Origin of the sequence: Nocardia amamiensis, assembly GCF_015477605.1 — a bacterium.
Classification (GTDB): domain Bacteria; phylum Actinomycetota; class Actinomycetes; order Mycobacteriales; family Mycobacteriaceae; genus Nocardia; species Nocardia amamiensis_A.
The window spans coordinates 269,672-284,748 of the sequence record NZ_JADLQX010000006.1 but is presented as its reverse complement, the minus strand read 5'-3'; the positions used below and the strand labels follow the sequence as shown (position 1 = coordinate 284,748).

The 15,077-nt window shown below is 68.4% G+C and carries 17 protein-coding genes; 9 read left to right on the top strand and 8 right to left on the bottom strand.

Annotation, left to right across the window (positions count from 1 at the left end):
- Positions 1–33: 33 nt before the first annotated feature.
- Positions 34–612 carry a TIGR03086 family metal-binding protein gene (locus IU459_RS10915; RefSeq protein ID WP_195129352.1) on the top strand — a complete coding sequence of 193 codons (579 nt, stop codon included), beginning with the start codon at positions 34–36 and terminating at the stop codon, positions 610–612.
- On the opposite strand, the gene IU459_RS10910 is transcribed toward IU459_RS10915, so the two are convergent.
- Positions 609–1,241: a TetR/AcrR family transcriptional regulator gene (locus IU459_RS10910; RefSeq protein WP_195129351.1), complete on the bottom strand. Its 633-nt coding sequence runs from the start codon at positions 1,239–1,241 to the stop codon at positions 609–611. The two genes, IU459_RS10915 and IU459_RS10910, sit on opposite strands and share 4 nt — an antisense overlap.
- A gap of 132 nt (positions 1,242–1,373) precedes the next feature.
- Between IU459_RS10910 and IU459_RS10905 the strand changes: the two genes are divergently transcribed.
- The 3 genes from IU459_RS10905 (at position 1,374) to IU459_RS10895 (ending at position 4,357) form a co-directional block, all read left to right on the top strand.
- Entirely contained in the window at positions 1,374–2,408 is a 1,035-nt protein-coding gene (locus IU459_RS10905; RefSeq protein ID WP_195129419.1) for an aldo/keto reductase, read from the top strand.
- A gap of 126 nt (positions 2,409–2,534) precedes the next feature.
- Entirely contained in the window at positions 2,535–3,527 is a 993-nt protein-coding gene (locus IU459_RS10900; protein WP_195129350.1) for an ATP-binding cassette domain-containing protein, read from the top strand.
- Entirely contained in the window at positions 3,524–4,357 is an 834-nt protein-coding gene (locus IU459_RS10895) for an ABC transporter permease (RefSeq protein ID WP_195129349.1), read from the top strand. The genes IU459_RS10900 and IU459_RS10895 overlap by 4 nt, the downstream gene beginning before the upstream one ends.
- Positions 4,358–4,596: 239 nt before the next feature.
- Here the strand turns inward: IU459_RS10895 and IU459_RS38400 are convergent, their stop codons facing one another.
- Complete coding sequence (locus IU459_RS38400) at positions 4,597–8,214, bottom strand: AfsR/SARP family transcriptional regulator (protein ID WP_324198828.1); 3,618 nt, start codon at positions 8,212–8,214, stop codon at positions 4,597–4,599.
- A gap of 131 nt (positions 8,215–8,345) precedes the next feature.
- On the opposite strand from IU459_RS38400, the gene IU459_RS10885 reads away from it, so the two are divergent.
- Positions 8,346–8,810, top strand: coding sequence for an SRPBCC family protein (locus tag IU459_RS10885; protein ID WP_195129348.1), 465 nt, complete (start codon positions 8,346–8,348; stop codon positions 8,808–8,810).
- Between the two features lie 96 nt (positions 8,811–8,906).
- The gene (locus tag IU459_RS10880; protein ID WP_195129347.1) at positions 8,907–9,776 is read left to right on the top strand and encodes a 1,4-dihydroxy-2-naphthoate polyprenyltransferase; all 870 of its coding nucleotides are present in this window, start codon (positions 8,907–8,909) and stop codon (positions 9,774–9,776) included.
- Here the strand turns inward: IU459_RS10880 and IU459_RS10875 are convergent.
- The 5 genes from IU459_RS10875 to IU459_RS10855 all read right to left on the bottom strand — a co-directional run bounded on the left by IU459_RS10875 (position 9,773) and on the right by IU459_RS10855 (position 12,622).
- Entirely contained in the window at positions 9,773–10,156 is a 384-nt protein-coding gene (locus tag IU459_RS10875) for a phage holin family protein (RefSeq protein WP_195129346.1), read from the bottom strand. The genes IU459_RS10880 and IU459_RS10875 overlap by 4 nt on opposite strands.
- 73 nt (positions 10,157–10,229) lie before the next feature.
- On the bottom strand, positions 10,230–10,811 hold the full coding sequence (locus IU459_RS10870; protein WP_195129345.1) for a Clp protease N-terminal domain-containing protein: 582 nt from the start codon (positions 10,809–10,811) through the stop codon (positions 10,230–10,232).
- Positions 10,811–11,032: a helix-turn-helix domain-containing protein gene (locus IU459_RS10865; RefSeq protein WP_040783879.1), complete on the bottom strand. Its 222-nt coding sequence runs from the start codon at positions 11,030–11,032 to the stop codon at positions 10,811–10,813. Before IU459_RS10865 ends, IU459_RS10870 begins: the two co-directional genes overlap by 1 nt.
- 145 nt (positions 11,033–11,177) lie before the next feature.
- Positions 11,178–12,263 carry a PLP-dependent cysteine synthase family protein gene (locus IU459_RS10860; RefSeq protein ID WP_195129344.1) on the bottom strand — a complete coding sequence of 362 codons (1,086 nt, stop codon included), beginning with the start codon at positions 12,261–12,263 and terminating at the stop codon, positions 11,178–11,180.
- Positions 12,260–12,622: a DUF4229 domain-containing protein gene (locus IU459_RS10855; protein WP_436838210.1), complete on the bottom strand. Its 363-nt coding sequence runs from the start codon at positions 12,620–12,622 to the stop codon at positions 12,260–12,262. Before IU459_RS10855 ends, IU459_RS10860 begins: the two co-directional genes overlap by 4 nt.
- 184 nt (positions 12,623–12,806) lie before the next feature.
- On the opposite strand from IU459_RS10855, the gene IU459_RS10850 reads away from it, so the two are divergent.
- Together IU459_RS10850 and IU459_RS10845 are read left to right on the top strand one after the other, a co-directional pair.
- Positions 12,807–13,016: a BldC family transcriptional regulator gene (locus IU459_RS10850; RefSeq protein WP_195129343.1), complete on the top strand. Its 210-nt coding sequence runs from the start codon at positions 12,807–12,809 to the stop codon at positions 13,014–13,016.
- 117 nt (positions 13,017–13,133) lie between these two features.
- Positions 13,134–13,340, top strand: a complete 207-nt coding sequence (locus IU459_RS10845) for a hypothetical protein (RefSeq protein ID WP_195129342.1) — start codon at positions 13,134–13,136, stop codon at positions 13,338–13,340.
- An 89-nt stretch (positions 13,341–13,429) separates the two neighbouring features.
- On the opposite strand, the gene IU459_RS10840 is transcribed toward IU459_RS10845, so the two are convergent.
- On the bottom strand, positions 13,430–14,038 hold the full coding sequence (locus IU459_RS10840; protein ID WP_195129341.1) for a hypothetical protein: 609 nt from the start codon (positions 14,036–14,038) through the stop codon (positions 13,430–13,432).
- Positions 14,039–14,349: 311 nt separating this feature from the next.
- On the opposite strand from IU459_RS10840, the gene lppU reads away from it, so the two are divergent.
- On the top strand, positions 14,350–14,994 hold the full coding sequence (lppU, locus tag IU459_RS10835; protein WP_195129340.1) for an LppU family putative lipoprotein: 645 nt from the start codon (positions 14,350–14,352) through the stop codon (positions 14,992–14,994).
- The last annotated feature ends 83 nt before the right edge of the window (positions 14,995–15,077 follow it).

The window sequence follows — 15,077 nt, the reverse complement described above, 5'->3', positions numbered from 1 at the left end:
CAGGTGGAGACGTCCCCTCGCTCAGGAGATTCGATGAAACCGGAATTCGATTTCGAACCGGCGGCTACCGCGCTCGAGGCGGTGGTCGCCGGCATAGCCGATGATCAGCTTGCCCTGCCGACGCCCTGTGCCGGTACCACAGTGCGCGACCTGCTCGTGCACGTCATCGACCTGACCGAGGCATTCCGGCAGGCTGCCACCAAAGAAGCCGTCGGCCGTTCGGTCGCCCCGAACACGAGCCCGGATCGGCCTCTCGTGCCCGAGTGGCGCGGTAGGATTCCCGCGCAGCTGAAGGCACTCGTCTCCGGGTGGCGGGAACCCGCGGCATGGGACGGCGTGACCGAAGCGGGCGGCGTCACCATGCCCGCCTCCGCCATGGCCAGGGTCGCGCTGGACGAATTGGTCATCCACTGCTGGGATCTGGCCAAGGCGACTGGTCAGGAACCGCGCTATGACCCCGCCGACCTCACGGTGCTCGTCGAATTCCTGGCGGATACGCCGCCCGAAGGCACACCGGGGCTCTTCGGCCCGGTCGTGCCGGTCCCGGCCGAAGCACCTGTCCTGCACCGGGTGCTGGGTCTCACCGGGCGCGACCCGGCTTGGACCCCCTAATCTGCGTCGCGTCCGGCCGGCGGAACGAACATTCCCGCTTGCGCCGCACTGGCTGCGGCCGCCGCGGTGGTCCGAATGGTGTTGTCGTCGATGGGATCGCCGCTGGCCAGCAGCCTGTAGTAGAGCGGACCGGATACCGCGGACAGGACGGCGCGAGGGTCGGTGCCCGAGGGAGCCTCGCCCCGCGCTATCGCGGCCGCGACGCAGGGAGCCCATTCGGTGAGCCGGATGTCGTAGAAGCGGCGCAGCGCGGTGGCGGCGGTCTCGTCGCAGGTGGCAGCGGCGATGACGGCCTGGAACAGCCGCCCTTGCCGAGGGTCGGTCAACGTCGAGGCGACCAGATGGGCGTTGGCGGTGAGATCGCCGAGCAGGGAACCGGTGTCGGCGTGCGGCAGCGACTGTTCGGCCATGTCGGCCAGCAGATCGGCGACCAGCCCGGCGGGCGTGCGCCAGCGGCGGTAGACGGTGGTCTTTCCGACCTCGGCGCGCGCCGCGACCTCGGCGAGATCCAGCTGGGCGAAGCCGCGTTCGGCGAGGACGTCACCCGCGACGCGCAGCACGGCCTCGCGGACCCGCGCTGTGCGTCCACCAGGGCGAATCGATCCGGGCGCGGACTCTCCTTGCTCCATAACGGGACTCCAGTTTCATTTACTGCTCAATGGGTGTAATGTCCAAGTTGTTAATGGAACTATAGACCCTTTAGTGGTCGCTTGGATGTCAGGAGGGCGGTTCCTGTGAACCTTCAGACAGTGGACGCGCAGATGGAGTACCGGCGGCTCGGCGCATCGGGTCTGCTCGTCCCGGCCTTGAGCTTCGGCGCGGGCACCTTCGGCGGACGGGGTGAGTTGTTCAGCGCGTGGGGCGACACCGGTGCCGAGCAGGCCCGGCGGCTGGTCGATATCAGCCTGGACGCCGGTGTCACGATGTTCGACACCGCCGACGTCTACTCCGACGGCGCCTCCGAAGAGGTACTCGGCGCAGCCGTCAAGGGCAGGCGTGATCAAGTGCTGCTGTCTACCAAGGCGACGTTGCCGACCGGCCCCGGCCCGCTGGACGCCGGTTCCGGACGGGCCAGGTTGATCGGTGCGGTCGAAGCGTCGCTCCGCAGGCTGGGCACCGACTACATCGATCTGTTCCAGTTGCACGCCTTCGACGCGGGCACCCCGGTGGAGGAAGTCGTCGCCGCATTGGACGACCTGGTGCGCGCGGGCAAGATCCGCTACGTCGGCGCCTCGAACTTCGCGGGCTGGCAGCTGATGAAATCCCTTGCCGCGGCCGATCGCAACGGCCTGACCAGGTATGTCGCGCACCAGGTCTACTACTCGCTGATCGGGCGCGACTACGAATGGGAGCTCATGCCACTCGGGCGGGACCAGGGTGTCGGCGCGGTCGTCTGGAGCCCGCTCGGCTGGGGCAGGCTCACCGGCAGGATCCGGCGCGGCCAACCGCTTCCGGAAGGCAGCCGTCTGCATCGGACCGCCGAAGCCGGTCCTCCGGTCGACGACGAGAAGCTCTACGACGTGGTCGACGTCCTCGACGAACTGGCGGCCGAAACCGGTAAGACGGTCCCGCAGATCGCCCTGAACTGGCTGCTGCGCCGCCCCACGGTCGCGACCGTCATCGTCGGCGCCCGCAACGAGGACCAACTGCGCCAGAACCTCGGCGCCATCGGCTGGGAACTCGACGCCGGCCAAATCGCCCGCCTGGACAAAGCAAGCGCCACCACCCCGCCCTACCCCTACTACCCGTACTACCGCTTACCGGACTTCACCCGCCTGAACCCGCCCGCGGTGTGAGCGAACGCGCTGTCCCCCGATCGGCGAGGCCCTGCGGCCGGTCTCGCCGGTCGCGATGACCCGACGCACCCGGCACGACAGGGCCGCGCAAGGGCCGCGCAAGCAGAGACCGGCACAGTCGTCGGCATGACTTCTTTCACACCATATTCAGCGCTCGCCGTGGAGGCGGACGGCCTGGTCAAGGTGTTCGGGGAACAGCGCGCCGTCGACGGTGTGAGCCTGGCGGTGCCGCGGGGCTCGGTGTACGGCGTGCTCGGACCGAACGGCGCGGGCAAGACCACGACCATCCGCATGCTGGCGACCCTGCTGCGCCCGGATGGCGGCAGCGCCCGGATCTTCGGCCACGACGTGGTGGCGGAGCCGACGGCGGTCCGCTCGCTGCTCGGCGTCACCGGACAGTACGCCTCGGTCGACGAGGACTTGACCGCCACCGAGAACCTGATCATCTTCTCCCGCCTGCTCGGCCTGAGCCGGATCGACGCCCGGCGCAAGACGGTCGAACTGCTGGAGGAATTCGACCTTGTCGAGGCGGCGGACAAGCCGCTGCGGAACTTCTCCGGCGGCATGCGGCGCAGGCTCGATCTGGCCGCCAGCCTGATCGCGACGCCGCCGCTGCTGTTCCTGGACGAACCGACCACCGGCCTCGATCCGCGCACCCGCGCCCAGATGTGGGAGACCATCCGCCGCCTCGTCCGGGAGGGCGCGACGGTGCTGCTGACCACGCAGTATCTGGACGAAGCCGATCAGCTCGCCGATCGGATCGCGGTGATCGACCACGGCAAGGTGATCGCCGACGGCACGGCCGACGAACTCAAGGCATCGGTGGGCGGTTCCTCGCTGCACTTGACCCTGGCCGATCGCGGCCAAGTGGACGAGGCGCGCCGGATCATCGGCGATTTCCTGGGCACCGAAACCCAGATCACGCCGGAGGCGGGACGGCTCACCGCGCCGCTGCCCGACGCCGGTATCACCGCCGATCTGCTGATCCGCCTGCGCGAGTGGGAGATCGGGATCGACGAGATCACCGTGAGCAAGCCGAGCCTGGACGAGGTCTTCCTCACCATCACCGGCCACCCGGCCGACGACACCACCGACGAGTCCGAGAGGAGCGCGGCATGACCACCATCACCGCGACCGAGACGCGCCGTACCCCGCCCGCCCCGATTCCCGAAGTCGGCAACCGGATTTCGATCGGGCAGGCGGTGGCGAACTCGTTCACCATGGCCTACCGCGGCCTGCTGAAGGTCAAGCACAAGCCCGAGCAGCTGTTCGACGTCACGATTCAACCGATCCTGTTCACCGCCTTGTTCGCCTACATCTTCGGTGGCGCCATCGGCGGCAGTGTGCGGGACTATCTGCCGATCCTGATCCCCGGCATCCTGGTGCAGACCGTGCTGCTCACGTCGGTCGTCACCGGCACCCAGTTGCGCGAGGACATGGACAAGGGCGTTTTCGACCGGTTCAAATCGCTTCCGATTGCCCGCATCTCGGCCCTTGCCGGAGCGTTGATCGCCGACATGGTGCGCTACGTCATCGCGACCGTGCTGACCATCGTCGTCGGCCTGTGCATCGGCTATCGGCCGGAGGGTGGCGTGTTCGGCGTCGTCGCGGCGGGTGTGGTCATCGTGGTCTGCTCGTTCGCGATCAGCTGGATCTGGGCCCTGGTCGGCGTCACCGGCAAGAGCGCGGCGGGCGTGCAGGGCATCTCGATGATGATCATGTTGCCCTTGACCTTCATGTCCGGCGCGTTCGCGCTGGTGAGCACCATGCCGGGCTGGATCCAGGGGCTCAACCACGCGAATCCCGTGTACTACATGGTGAACGCGTGCCGCGGGTTGATGAACGGCGGCGCGTACGGCAGCGACCTGGCCTGGTCGCTGATCGGCTCGCTGGTCGTGATCGCGATCTTCGCCCCGCTCACCGTCAAGGCGTACATGCGCCGGGCGTGAAACACCCGCCGCGGGGCCACTCCAACGCCGACGTGGCCGCGAAAGCGCCGGGGTGATCGGCACGCCGGGTGACAATCGGTCACTCGGCGTACGGTCGTGTGGCGAAGTTGCTCACCGCCGACGGGGCCGGCGAATGAAACCGAGTCGGCGCGTGGTTCGTCGTGCGTCGCCTCATCGTCCTGCGCGGGTGGGTCCGTCACCGCGCGGCTCGGCGTCCCTGAGGACAGCGAGCGCACCGGTCAGTGCGCGTCGTTCAGTTCCTGGATCATCCGCATGATCCGGTCGGCGGAGTCCCTTCGGCGCAGGCGGCCGACCCGGTTACGCTCCTCGCCGACTCGCGCGGCGCCGAGCATCCTGACCGCGGCGTCCAGGTGCCGGTCCCAGCGCATCGTGGGGAAGTCCTGGCGACAGAACACGTTCTGAGCCAGGACGAGCAGTTCGAGACCGCGCGAAACGTCCTGGCCGACAGCGACGAGATACGAGCCGATCGCACACGCGACGGCGCCGATCTGCGGCAAGTCCTGATACTGCGTCATCGTCGGCACCGTGACCTCGGCAAGTTCCCCGGCCAGTACCGCGCCGGTTTCGGCCGCACCGTAGAGCACCTTCGCGTCGAGCGCCGCCGCCGCGAGCATCAGTGCGCCCGGCCCCGGCCCGAGTGCGTTGTCCGGCCAGCCGAACAGTTCCAGTGCGCGCTGGTAGCGAGCGAAGCCGGTGGCGGTGTCGCCCGCGGCGAACGCCACCTCGGCCGCACTTTGCATAACGGCGGACACCAACCGATTCTGTCCACCGGGCGCGATGTCCGCGTCCAACGTGCCGAACGCGAGCTCGAGTTCGCGCTCGGCCTGCGCCAGCTCGCCGATGCCGACCAGTGAAGCCACCAGCAGGCTGCGGGTCTCCACCGTGTCCTCGTACGCACCGAGCCGCAGCAGCAGTTCGAGCGAACGGCGGTAGTAGGTCACCGATTCCGCGTACTGGGCGATCTGTCCGCAGACCTGGCCGAGGTGCCGACACACCATGGCCACGCTCCAGACCTGATTCTGCCCGAAGATCTCCAGCGCCCTCGTCGCGTCGACGGTCGAGCCGCGCACGTCACCGAGGTTCTCGCGGATGTTGGCGCGCAGCAGCAGTGCGGCGGCCTTGGTCGCCGGATCGCTCGAGCGCAGCGCGTCGGCGATCCGCCTGCCGAGTCCGCGTCCGTCGGCCCTGGTGAGCACAACCCGGCCGATGAAACGGTTGGTCTCGGTGAGATCTGCGTCCGCACGGAACAAGCGACGCACTTTCAGGCGCAGCCGGGCGAGTTCGCGGGCGCCCCCGCCGGTGTACGCGAGATGCAAGAACATCATCTCGTAGGTGGTGAGCACCAGGTCGGCGCGCGGGGCGTCCGGACCGGAGTCGGGCGCATCCAGCTCGATCACCCGCTCCGCCCAGGTGACCACTTCCATATGTGAGCCGCGGATCACCCACAGCATGGCGACGACGGGAAAGACGGTGTACGCCGTAGCCGCGTCCCGCCGTTCGAGCGCGCAGCGAAATGCCGCGAGCAGGTTGTCCAGTTCAGCCGCCACCGAGAGCGCCAACTGGAGCTGATCGCCGGTCATATATCGGCCCGCCACGTCGTCGGCATAATTCTTGGCCCACCGCATCATTCGCGTGTCGACCGCCTCCGGATCGCCTGCGATGCCGATCAATCGCTCTTCGCCGAATTCGCGCACCGTCTCCAGCATCCGGTAGCGGATGCCGAGTACCTCGTCGTCCAGCACGGTGAGCAGCGACTGGTTGACCAGGCCGTCAACGGCAGCGGCGACATCCTGCAGATCGTCTCCGCCCGTCACCGCCTCGGCGGCCGACAGCGTGAAACCGGCCGGGAAGCGGCACAATCGGCGCAGCGCCACCTGCTGTTCGGTGTCGAGCAGGTTCCAGCTCCAGTCGATCACGGCGTGCAAGGTGCGGTGCCGCTCGGGCGAGCTGCGATCCCCGTGGCGCAACAGCGCGAACCGGTCGGCCAGCCGTTCGTTGATCTCCTCGACGCTCATCACCCGCACCCGGGCGGCGGCCAGCTCGATGGCCAGCGGCAGGCCGTCGAGGGTGTGGCAGAGCTGGGCGACGACGTTCGGATCGAGCCGGACCGCGGGCCGCACCGCCCTGGCGCGCGCGGCGAACAGCTCGGTCGCGGGCGAGCCCGCCGGGTCGATGGTCAAGGGCGGCAACGGATACACGGTCTCCGCGGTGATCGACAGCGGCGATCGGCTCGTGGTGAGCACGGTGAGCCGGTTCGCGACGCCGATCAGGTCGGCGACAACCACGGCGACGGCGTCGATCAGGTGCTCGCAGTTGTCCAGGATGAGCAGCATCGAGCGTGCCGATACGGCGTCGTGCAAGCGTCGGCGAGCGTCGACGGCCTGTCTGGAGCGCAGTGCGGCGGTGTCGAAGGTGACATCGCTGAGTCCGAGCGTCGCCGCGATCGCCGCCTCGATCTCGACCCTGGCGTCGGCGCCCTCGGCACGCACCGAGGCCAGCTCGACGAGGACCACCGGACGCGCGCCTGCCACGCGTGCGCCGACTTCGTTGGCAACCCTGGTCTTTCCCGCGCCACCCGGGCCGAGCACGGTCACCACGCGGGAATCGCGCAGCAGTTCGGCGAGCGCGGCGAGATCTGCCGTACGGCCGAGCAGCGCGTTGGGCGCGGCACGCAGACCGATGGCGGCGGGCAGTGGTTCCGCGATTCCGGCCGCGGACGCCGGTCCTTGCGATGGGTCTGCGGCGATACCGGACTCAGCCGTCGAGGCGGGCCCGGAACCGATCCAGGGGCCGCCGACCACCGCAGAAACACCGGTAGAGCCCGGACTCGCCTCGGTGCGACCCACTGCGGGAGCCGGTTCCGCAGCGATACCGGCCATTGCCGGGGCCGACGCGAAACCGCCCTGGGAGCTGCTGGGCGTCGCAGAAACATCGGTGGAATCCGGCCGCGCCGGTGCGCCACCGACCACGGACGGTGGTTGCGCAGCCATACCGGCCATCGGGGCGGACGCCAAACTGCCCCGGGAGCCGCCAGCCGTTCCAGACATACCGATGTGGCCGGGATGCGCCGCGGCGCGCCCCACCGGCTCCCCGCGCAGGATCGCCGTGTGCAACGCGGCAAGCGCCGGCCCCGGGTCCGCGCCGAGCTGCTCGACCAGCCGGGAACGGAAGGCCGCGAAGGATTCCAGCGCCTCGTTCGCACGCCCTGCCGTGGCGAGCAGGCGCATCAGAATCTGCTGCGCGGTCTCGTCCAATGGGCCGGCGGCGGCGCGGCGGCGGGCCAGACGCAGTGCGCCGTCGACGTCGCCGCCGTCCTCGCGCGCGGTCAGCTCGAGGTCGTCGAGTTCGGTGAGCAGCTGGCCGGCCGTGGCGCGCAGGTCATCGGCGACGTCACCGGACGGCAGATCAGCGCCGGGTTCGCCCCGCCACAGCGCCCGCGCCTGCCCGATCGCCGCGAGGCACCCGGCGCGATCGTCCACGGTGTAGCACCGGCGAGCCTCTCGCACCCGTTCTCCGGCCGATGCCACATCGACTTGCTCGGCGCTGAGCGTCAGCCGGTAGCCCGCCGGACCGATCTCCAGCGCGCCCTCCGGCAGGGCGGCTCGCAGCCGAGAGACCTGGGTGTGCAGCGCGTTCATCGGCGACCGCGGCGGCTGGTCGCCCCAGACGTCATCGATCAGGGCCTGTGCCCTACGGCTGCGCCCCGGACGCAGGGCCAGCGCAGCGAGCAGGAGGCGGGAGCGCGCACCGGGTAGCGCCGTCAGCGCACCGTCACGGCGCAGCGCCACCTCGCCCAGCAAGGCCACCACGACCGATTCGCCTGCGGGCGTCGTCACTGCTCGACTGTGGCCGTGCGGGCCGTTGTGCTCCGGAAACATCCCGGGGTCATCGTAGGCGAGCACGGCCGACCGGGCCGACACGATTCTCTTGCCGCGATTCCGAGTGGCCGGTCGCATAGGCTGACCCCATGGCTGAGTTCGAAGTGGTCCGGCAGGCAGTGATCACGGCCGAACCCGCGCGAGTGCACGCGCTGATCAACGACTTTCACGAATGGGTCAAGTGGTCGCCCTGGGAGGACCTGGACCCGCAGTTGCAGCGCAGCTATTCCGGCGCGGACTCCGGCGTCGGCGCACGCTACGCCTGGAGCGGCAACCGCAAGGCGGGGGCAGGCAGCATGGAGATCGTCAGCAGCACCCAGCGCCAGATCGGGGTGCGCCTGGAATTCCTGAAGCCGATGAAGGCCACCAACCAGGTGACGTTCATCCTGGACCCGGTGGAGACCGGAACCGAGGTGACCTGGCGGATGACCGGACAGCAGACCGGCCTGATGGGCATCATCGGCAAACTCATCCCGATGGACAAACTCGTCGGCCGTGACTTCGAGAAGGGACTCGCCGCGTTGCAGCAGGCAGCGGCGGCCCGAACAGCCTGATCGCTTCGCACACATCAGGCGGTACCGCCGCCTCCGCCCCGGCTGTGCGCGGGCTGACGACGGACTATGTCCGACTGCGCCCATTATGCTGCGGACATGGCTACTGCAGCGCAATGGATCGAGGGCGCGCGACCGCGCACCCTGCCGAACGCGATCGCCCCCGTGCTCGCCGGAACCGGCGCCGCCGCGTCCATCGACGGCGCGGTGTGGTGGAAAGCGGTTCTCGCGCTGCTGGTTTCGCTGGCGCTGATCGTCGGCGTGAACTACGCCAACGACTACTCCGACGGTATCCGCGGCACCGACGACGTCCGAGTCGGTCCGGTACGCCTGGTCGGGCAGAAACTGGCCTCCCCCGCGGCGGTGAAGAACGCCGCGATCGCCAGCCTCGCCCTCGGCGCGATCTTCGGTCTGGCGCTCGTCGCCACCAGCGCGTGGTGGCTGCTGCTGATCGGCCTGGCCTGCCTGGCGGGTGCGTGGTACTACACCGGAGGCAGCAAGCCCTACGGCTACCGCGGGTTCGGCGAGGTGGCGGTGTTCGTCTTCTTCGGCCTGATCGGCGTGCTCGGCACCCAGTTCGTGCAGGCGAACCGGATCGACTGGGTGGGAGCGCTGCTCGCGATCTCGGTGGGCGCGTTCTCCAGCGCCGTGCTCGTCGCGAACAACCTGCGCGACATCCCGACCGACACCGAGTCCGGGAAGGTCACTCTCGCGGTGAAACTCGGCGACCCCCGCACCCGCACCCTGCATCTCACGCTGCTCACGGTGCCGTTCGTCGCGACCCTGATCCTGCTCGCCCGCACCCCCTTGGCACTGGCCGGGCTGGTCGCCATCCCGCTGGCCGTACGCGCCAACGCGCCGGTGCGCGGCGGCAAGGGCGGCCTGGAACTGATTCCGGCACTGCGAGATTCCGGCCTCGCCCTGCTCGCCTGGTCGGCGGTGACCGCACTCGCGGTCGGTCTCGGTTAGTCCTCGTCCGGGACCAGGATGCCGAGCACCCAGTTCACCAGCGAGACGATGATGCCGCCGAACACCGCGGCCCAGAAGCCCTCCACGCGCAAGCCGTAGTCGGTGAACGCGTCGGTGATCTCGGCGGTCAGCCACAGCATCAGCGCGTTGACCAACAGCAGGAACAGGCCGAGCGTCACGATCACCAGCGGCAGCGACAGCAGCTTGACGATCGGCTTGACCAGCGCGTTCACCGCCGTGAACACCGCGGCGACGGCGAGCACGACGGCGATCTTGGCCCCGGTGCCCCCTTCCGGGGCGAGAATGTCGATCTTGTCGACCCAGACGGCGGCCAGCCAGATGGCGACCGCGTTGATGACCAACCGAATAACTAGCTGCATGCGGCAATGCTAGGCCCGGGGTGGGGACATGCGCCGCCGGAAAGCTCGAACTGGGACAGCGCATGTCCGCCACTCAGGCCGCACGATCGAGCAGGGCGTGCACTTTGGGGCGCAACTCGTGGATCGCCGCGGCGCCGCCGAACAGGCGCTCGGTGGTTTCGTTCGGCGCCCGCAGGATGCCGAGCAGGACATGCCCGGATTCGATGGTCTTGTCCTTGCGCGCGAGCGCCTCGCGCAGCGAGAGTTCGAGCACCTTCTTCGCTTGCTTGGTGAACGGGATGTGCCCGTAGTACCCGCCGCGACCCCAGGGGAACGCCCCACGCCGCTCGTCCGGCGCCGCGCGGTCGAGCGCGTCCTCGCCGAAATGGGCCTCCAGGGACTCGCGGACGGCGTCCAGATCGATGCCGATGGACCGCAATGCCTCGGCGTCCTCGGGCCCGAGCGGTTCCCCCTTGCCCTGCTGGGCCAGCGCGCGGCGGACACCCTCGCGAGTGAGCCCGGCCTCCGCGAGCAGCGCCGTCAGCTCCGGCTCGGTCTGCCCGAGCAAGCCGAGCAGCACGTGCTCCACCTCGATATTCGACGCGCCGAGCTCGCGTGCGTCCTCCTGGGCGGCGACGATCGCCGTACGCGCCGACCTGCTGAACCGTTCGAACATCAGCGGCCCCTGCCTTTCCGGTTGTATTTCTGGTGGACTGCCTGCTTGCTGACCTCGAGCGCTTCCGCGATCGCCTGCCAGGACCAGCCCTGGGCACGGGCATTGGCCACCTGGATCGCCTCGAGACGTTCGAGCAGCCTGCGCAGTGCGAGCACCGCGCGCAGCCCGACCTTGGGGTCGGGGCTGCCCGCGGCGGCCGCCAGTGTGGTTGCTTCTGTCATGCGTCAATTTTGATTGACGCCGGAGAGTGGTGTCAACAAAAATTGACAACCGAGGGCGCGGACAAGCCCGATTCGGCTATCGGCGAACAGCCCTTACGGCCATCGGCGGTGTCAGAGGAACCGGCACCGCGCAGCGGCGAACCGCTCAGCCTTCCCAGATCCCGGTCCCGAGGAACTTGTCCAAGATCGCGGTCGGCTCGGCGAGGCTCAAACCCTGGGACGCGACCCAGTCGTCGTCGAAATACGTTCCCACGTAACGATCGCCACCGTCACAGAGCAGCGTGACCACGCTGCCGCTGCATCCCTCGGCGATCATCTCGCCGATGAGGGCGAACACGCCCCACAGATTGGTTCCGGTCGATCCGCCGACGCGGCGGCCCAGCCGAGCGCTCGCGTAGCGGGCGGCCGCGATGGACGCCGCGTCGGGCACCTCGAACATGCGGTCCACCACCTGCCCGACAAACGACGGCTCCACGCGGGGTCGGCCGATCCCCTCGATGCGGGAGGGCATTCCGGTCTGGTAGCCCGAATCTCCGGTCTCGTAGCCGCCGAAGAACGCGGAGTTCTCCGGATCGACCACGGCCAATTTGGTTGCGTGCCTGCGATAACGGATGTAGCGGCCGATCGTGGCGCTGGTACCGCCGGTGCCCGCGCCGACCACGATCCACTCCGGCACCGGATGGGTCTCCAACGCCAGCTGCTCGAAGATCGATTCGGCGATGTTGTTGTTGCCGCGCCAGTCGGTGGCGCGCTCGGCGTGGGTGAACTGATCCATGTAGTGACCGCCGCATTCGGCGGCCAGCCGCGCCGCCTCGGTGTACATGTCCGGCGGGCGCTGCACGAAATGACAGCGACCACCCTGGGCTTCGATCAGCGCGATCTTCTGCGGTGAGGTGCTCGCGGGCATCACCGCGACGAACTCCAGGCCGAGCAGCTTCGCGAAGTAGGCCTCGCTGATCGCGGTCGATCCGGAAGACGCCTCCACCACCGTGGTGCCCTCGGTGACCCAGCCGTTGCAGATCGCGTACAGGAACAGCGAGCGAGCCAAGCGGTGTTTGAGGCTGCCGGTGATGTGGGTCGACTCGTCCTTGAGATACAGCTGCACCTGCCACTCCGGGGGCAGCGGGTAGCGCAGCAGGTGGGTGTCCGCGCTGCGCTGGGCGTCGGCGTCGATCAGCCGCACCGCGTTGTCGACCCACGCACGCGGGGCGGTGTGGTCGCAGAACCTCACGAAGGCGTCCCCGCGTCCGGAGGGTTCCCCGGCTCCTCACCGCGTAGCCGCGCCCGCAGCTGGGCTTTGTCCCTCCGCCTGCGCTCGTCGACCAGGGCGATGTCCTCGTTGACCCTGGTACGGAGGCGCTTGAACAGGGTCAGCGACAGCGGCATGGCGATGATCAGGGCGAACAGGGCCGCCACCACCACCGGTATGTCCACCGACACCAGCTGGGCGGCCAGCACGATCACCGCGGTCAGCGCTACCACGAGACCCAACCTCGCGACGGTATAAAGCGCCAGATTCCGGGCCAGCCGACGACCAACGCCAGCGGTTTGCTGTCCGGAAGCCTTTTCTGGTGGAGTTGCGTCACGCACATCCGTCAGCCTATGCGAAGCTGTTGCCCGTCCCCGGTGCACGCCCATAGCCGGGGGTGAGGCGCACATCCGTTTTGTCTATTACCTCCCCTTTACCAACTGTAGGTGGTTCGAGTACCTAGGGGTTTCAGTGCGACGATGGCGCCATCTGATGAGGGAACTGTCGAGAACGGAGAGGTTTGCTATGACTGCGATCACCGTCGGCGGCCAGGACACCCTGCTGACTCCGGGCCAGGTTGCTGCCCTGTTCCACGTCGACCCCAAGACCGTGACGCGCTGGGCTCACGCCGGGCGCCTCGGGTCGCTGCGCACACCGGGCGGACATCGCCGGTTCCGCGAAACGGAAGTACTCCAGCTGCTCAAGTCGCTGACCACCGAGGCGACCGCACGCTGATCGCAGGGCGCGCGGGCCCGCCGTCGCAGGGCCCGCGCTCGCCCGCAGGCGGATTTCGCGTCTGCGGTGTGCTGAAGTCACGTCCGCGACTACCCTCGTAATCAGGAGGTGAGCGACGTGACGTACCTGTTGGCACTCATCGCAGTGGTGGCAATCGCGGTGTTGTGCTGGAAGGCGTTCGGTCCCCAGCGGATCGGACCCACTCTCCCGCAAACGCGTTCACCACAGCGCAAGCGCGTCATCGGACCCGACGACGACCCGGAGTTCCTCTGGCGGCTCTCCCGCCAGCACCGCGACGGCGAGTCCGGTTCTGCCGAGCGCTGACGCGGCTCGTGGAGCACGGATATCGGCCGTTCGGTCGGGGTGAGGCAGGCGCGCTGCGGTGCGCCTGCCTCGTCCGATCCGAGCGTCGATCAGGGCTCGCCGTTGACGACCGCCAGTAAGGCGTCCGTGAAGGGCTGCCCACCCTGGATGGCTCCGCCCGCGATCGCGCCGACGACCAGGCCGATCGGGCCGGTGATGATGCTGAAGAAGCCCAGGCCGATCAGGGCTCCGAGCAGGCCGCCGAGCAGCGCGCCCGCGACCACGCCGACGACGTTCTTGTTCAGTTCGGCGATGAGGCGATTCATCGAGCTGATCGGCTGCATCTCGCCGATCTCCTTCGCGTCCGACACCGGCGTGAGCGCGAGACGCCTTCCGTTGTCGCTGATCTCGTGCGCGACCGCCAGCTTGCTTCCGGAAACCTGGAAGGTCAGCGGCACCTCGGCGACCACGGCGCCGGTGTCGGAGGTCAGTTTGATCTTGGTACCGTCGTCGACCACCGCGAAGGTGCCGTGCTCGACAGCGGTGGTGATAGTGCCGGTTTCGCGGGAGACCGTGGTGCGGTAGTCGACGCCCTGCTCTACGCCGACGGTCGCTGTCTCCTTATCCGCTTCCACGGGTTGCGCGTTCGCGGCCCCCGCTGTGATGCCAACGGCGGCAACCGCCGTGAGCGTAATGGCGGCAATAGTGCCGAACTTCATTCTGGAGTTCCTTCTCGAGACCTCCGGCTCCCGAGGCCGGATGGCGTGTGACTGTACAGCGCCCGTAGCTTGTTGCCAGACTTGGCGATCGGCACACGTCTCGCGAAGGTTCGTTATCCGATTGTGATCAGTTCTACTGACGAGGACGACCAGTAGGTTAACTGCGGGGGCAAATCACGGCTCCTGGGAACGAAAACTCGACGCGGACGCGCCGCGTAGTGTATGCATGGCAAGGTTCTTCAATCCGCAATTTCACAACTTCGGGTCGGCTCAGGCGTGGGTTCGAAGGTTACAGCTGTGGAGGACGTGACGTGTCGCGCCAACGTATCCGTGCCGGACTGACCTTGTTTGCCTTCATGGCTGGGACCGCGCTGGCAGCGGGCCTCGTGGTCGCCGCTGCGGTGTCGATGTCGGATCCCAAGGAGGAGCCGGCCAACGCCGCCCAGACCGGCAATGTGACGACCACATCGGCGCTACCACCGAGCACCACCGAGGAAGTGCCGACCACCACCGAGGAACTGCCGACCACCTCGGCGATGCGCGGCGCGTCGAACAAAGGTGCCACGAGTTTGCAGGTGAACGTCGGCGACTGCGTGCACCTCAGCGGCTCCGGAATCGACAAGGCCGCCTGCGGCACCCCGAACTCGACCTACAAGGTCTTCGAGAAGGCTCCCGCAAACGCCCAGTGTCCCACCGATGCCGACCACACCTACAACGAAACCCTCCAGGGCGCAGCGCAAGCCGCACTGTGCCTGGACATCGACTGGGTGATCGGCGGCTGCATGGAAGTGGTCCCCGGTAACCCGAAGCGCCTGGACTGCGCGGCCCCCACCCCCACCGGCGTGCGGGTGATCGACATCAAACAGAACACCGTCGACGTCAACGCCTGCGGCTCGACCGACAGCGGAATCGTCTACCGGCAGCGCCATTACGTCGTCTGCGTCAACCGCCTCTGACCGGTACCAGCGGCATCGGCCCCGGCTACCCGGGCGCGACAGCAGCGAGGCGATCCAGCAGGGACGCGTACAACTCACCTATG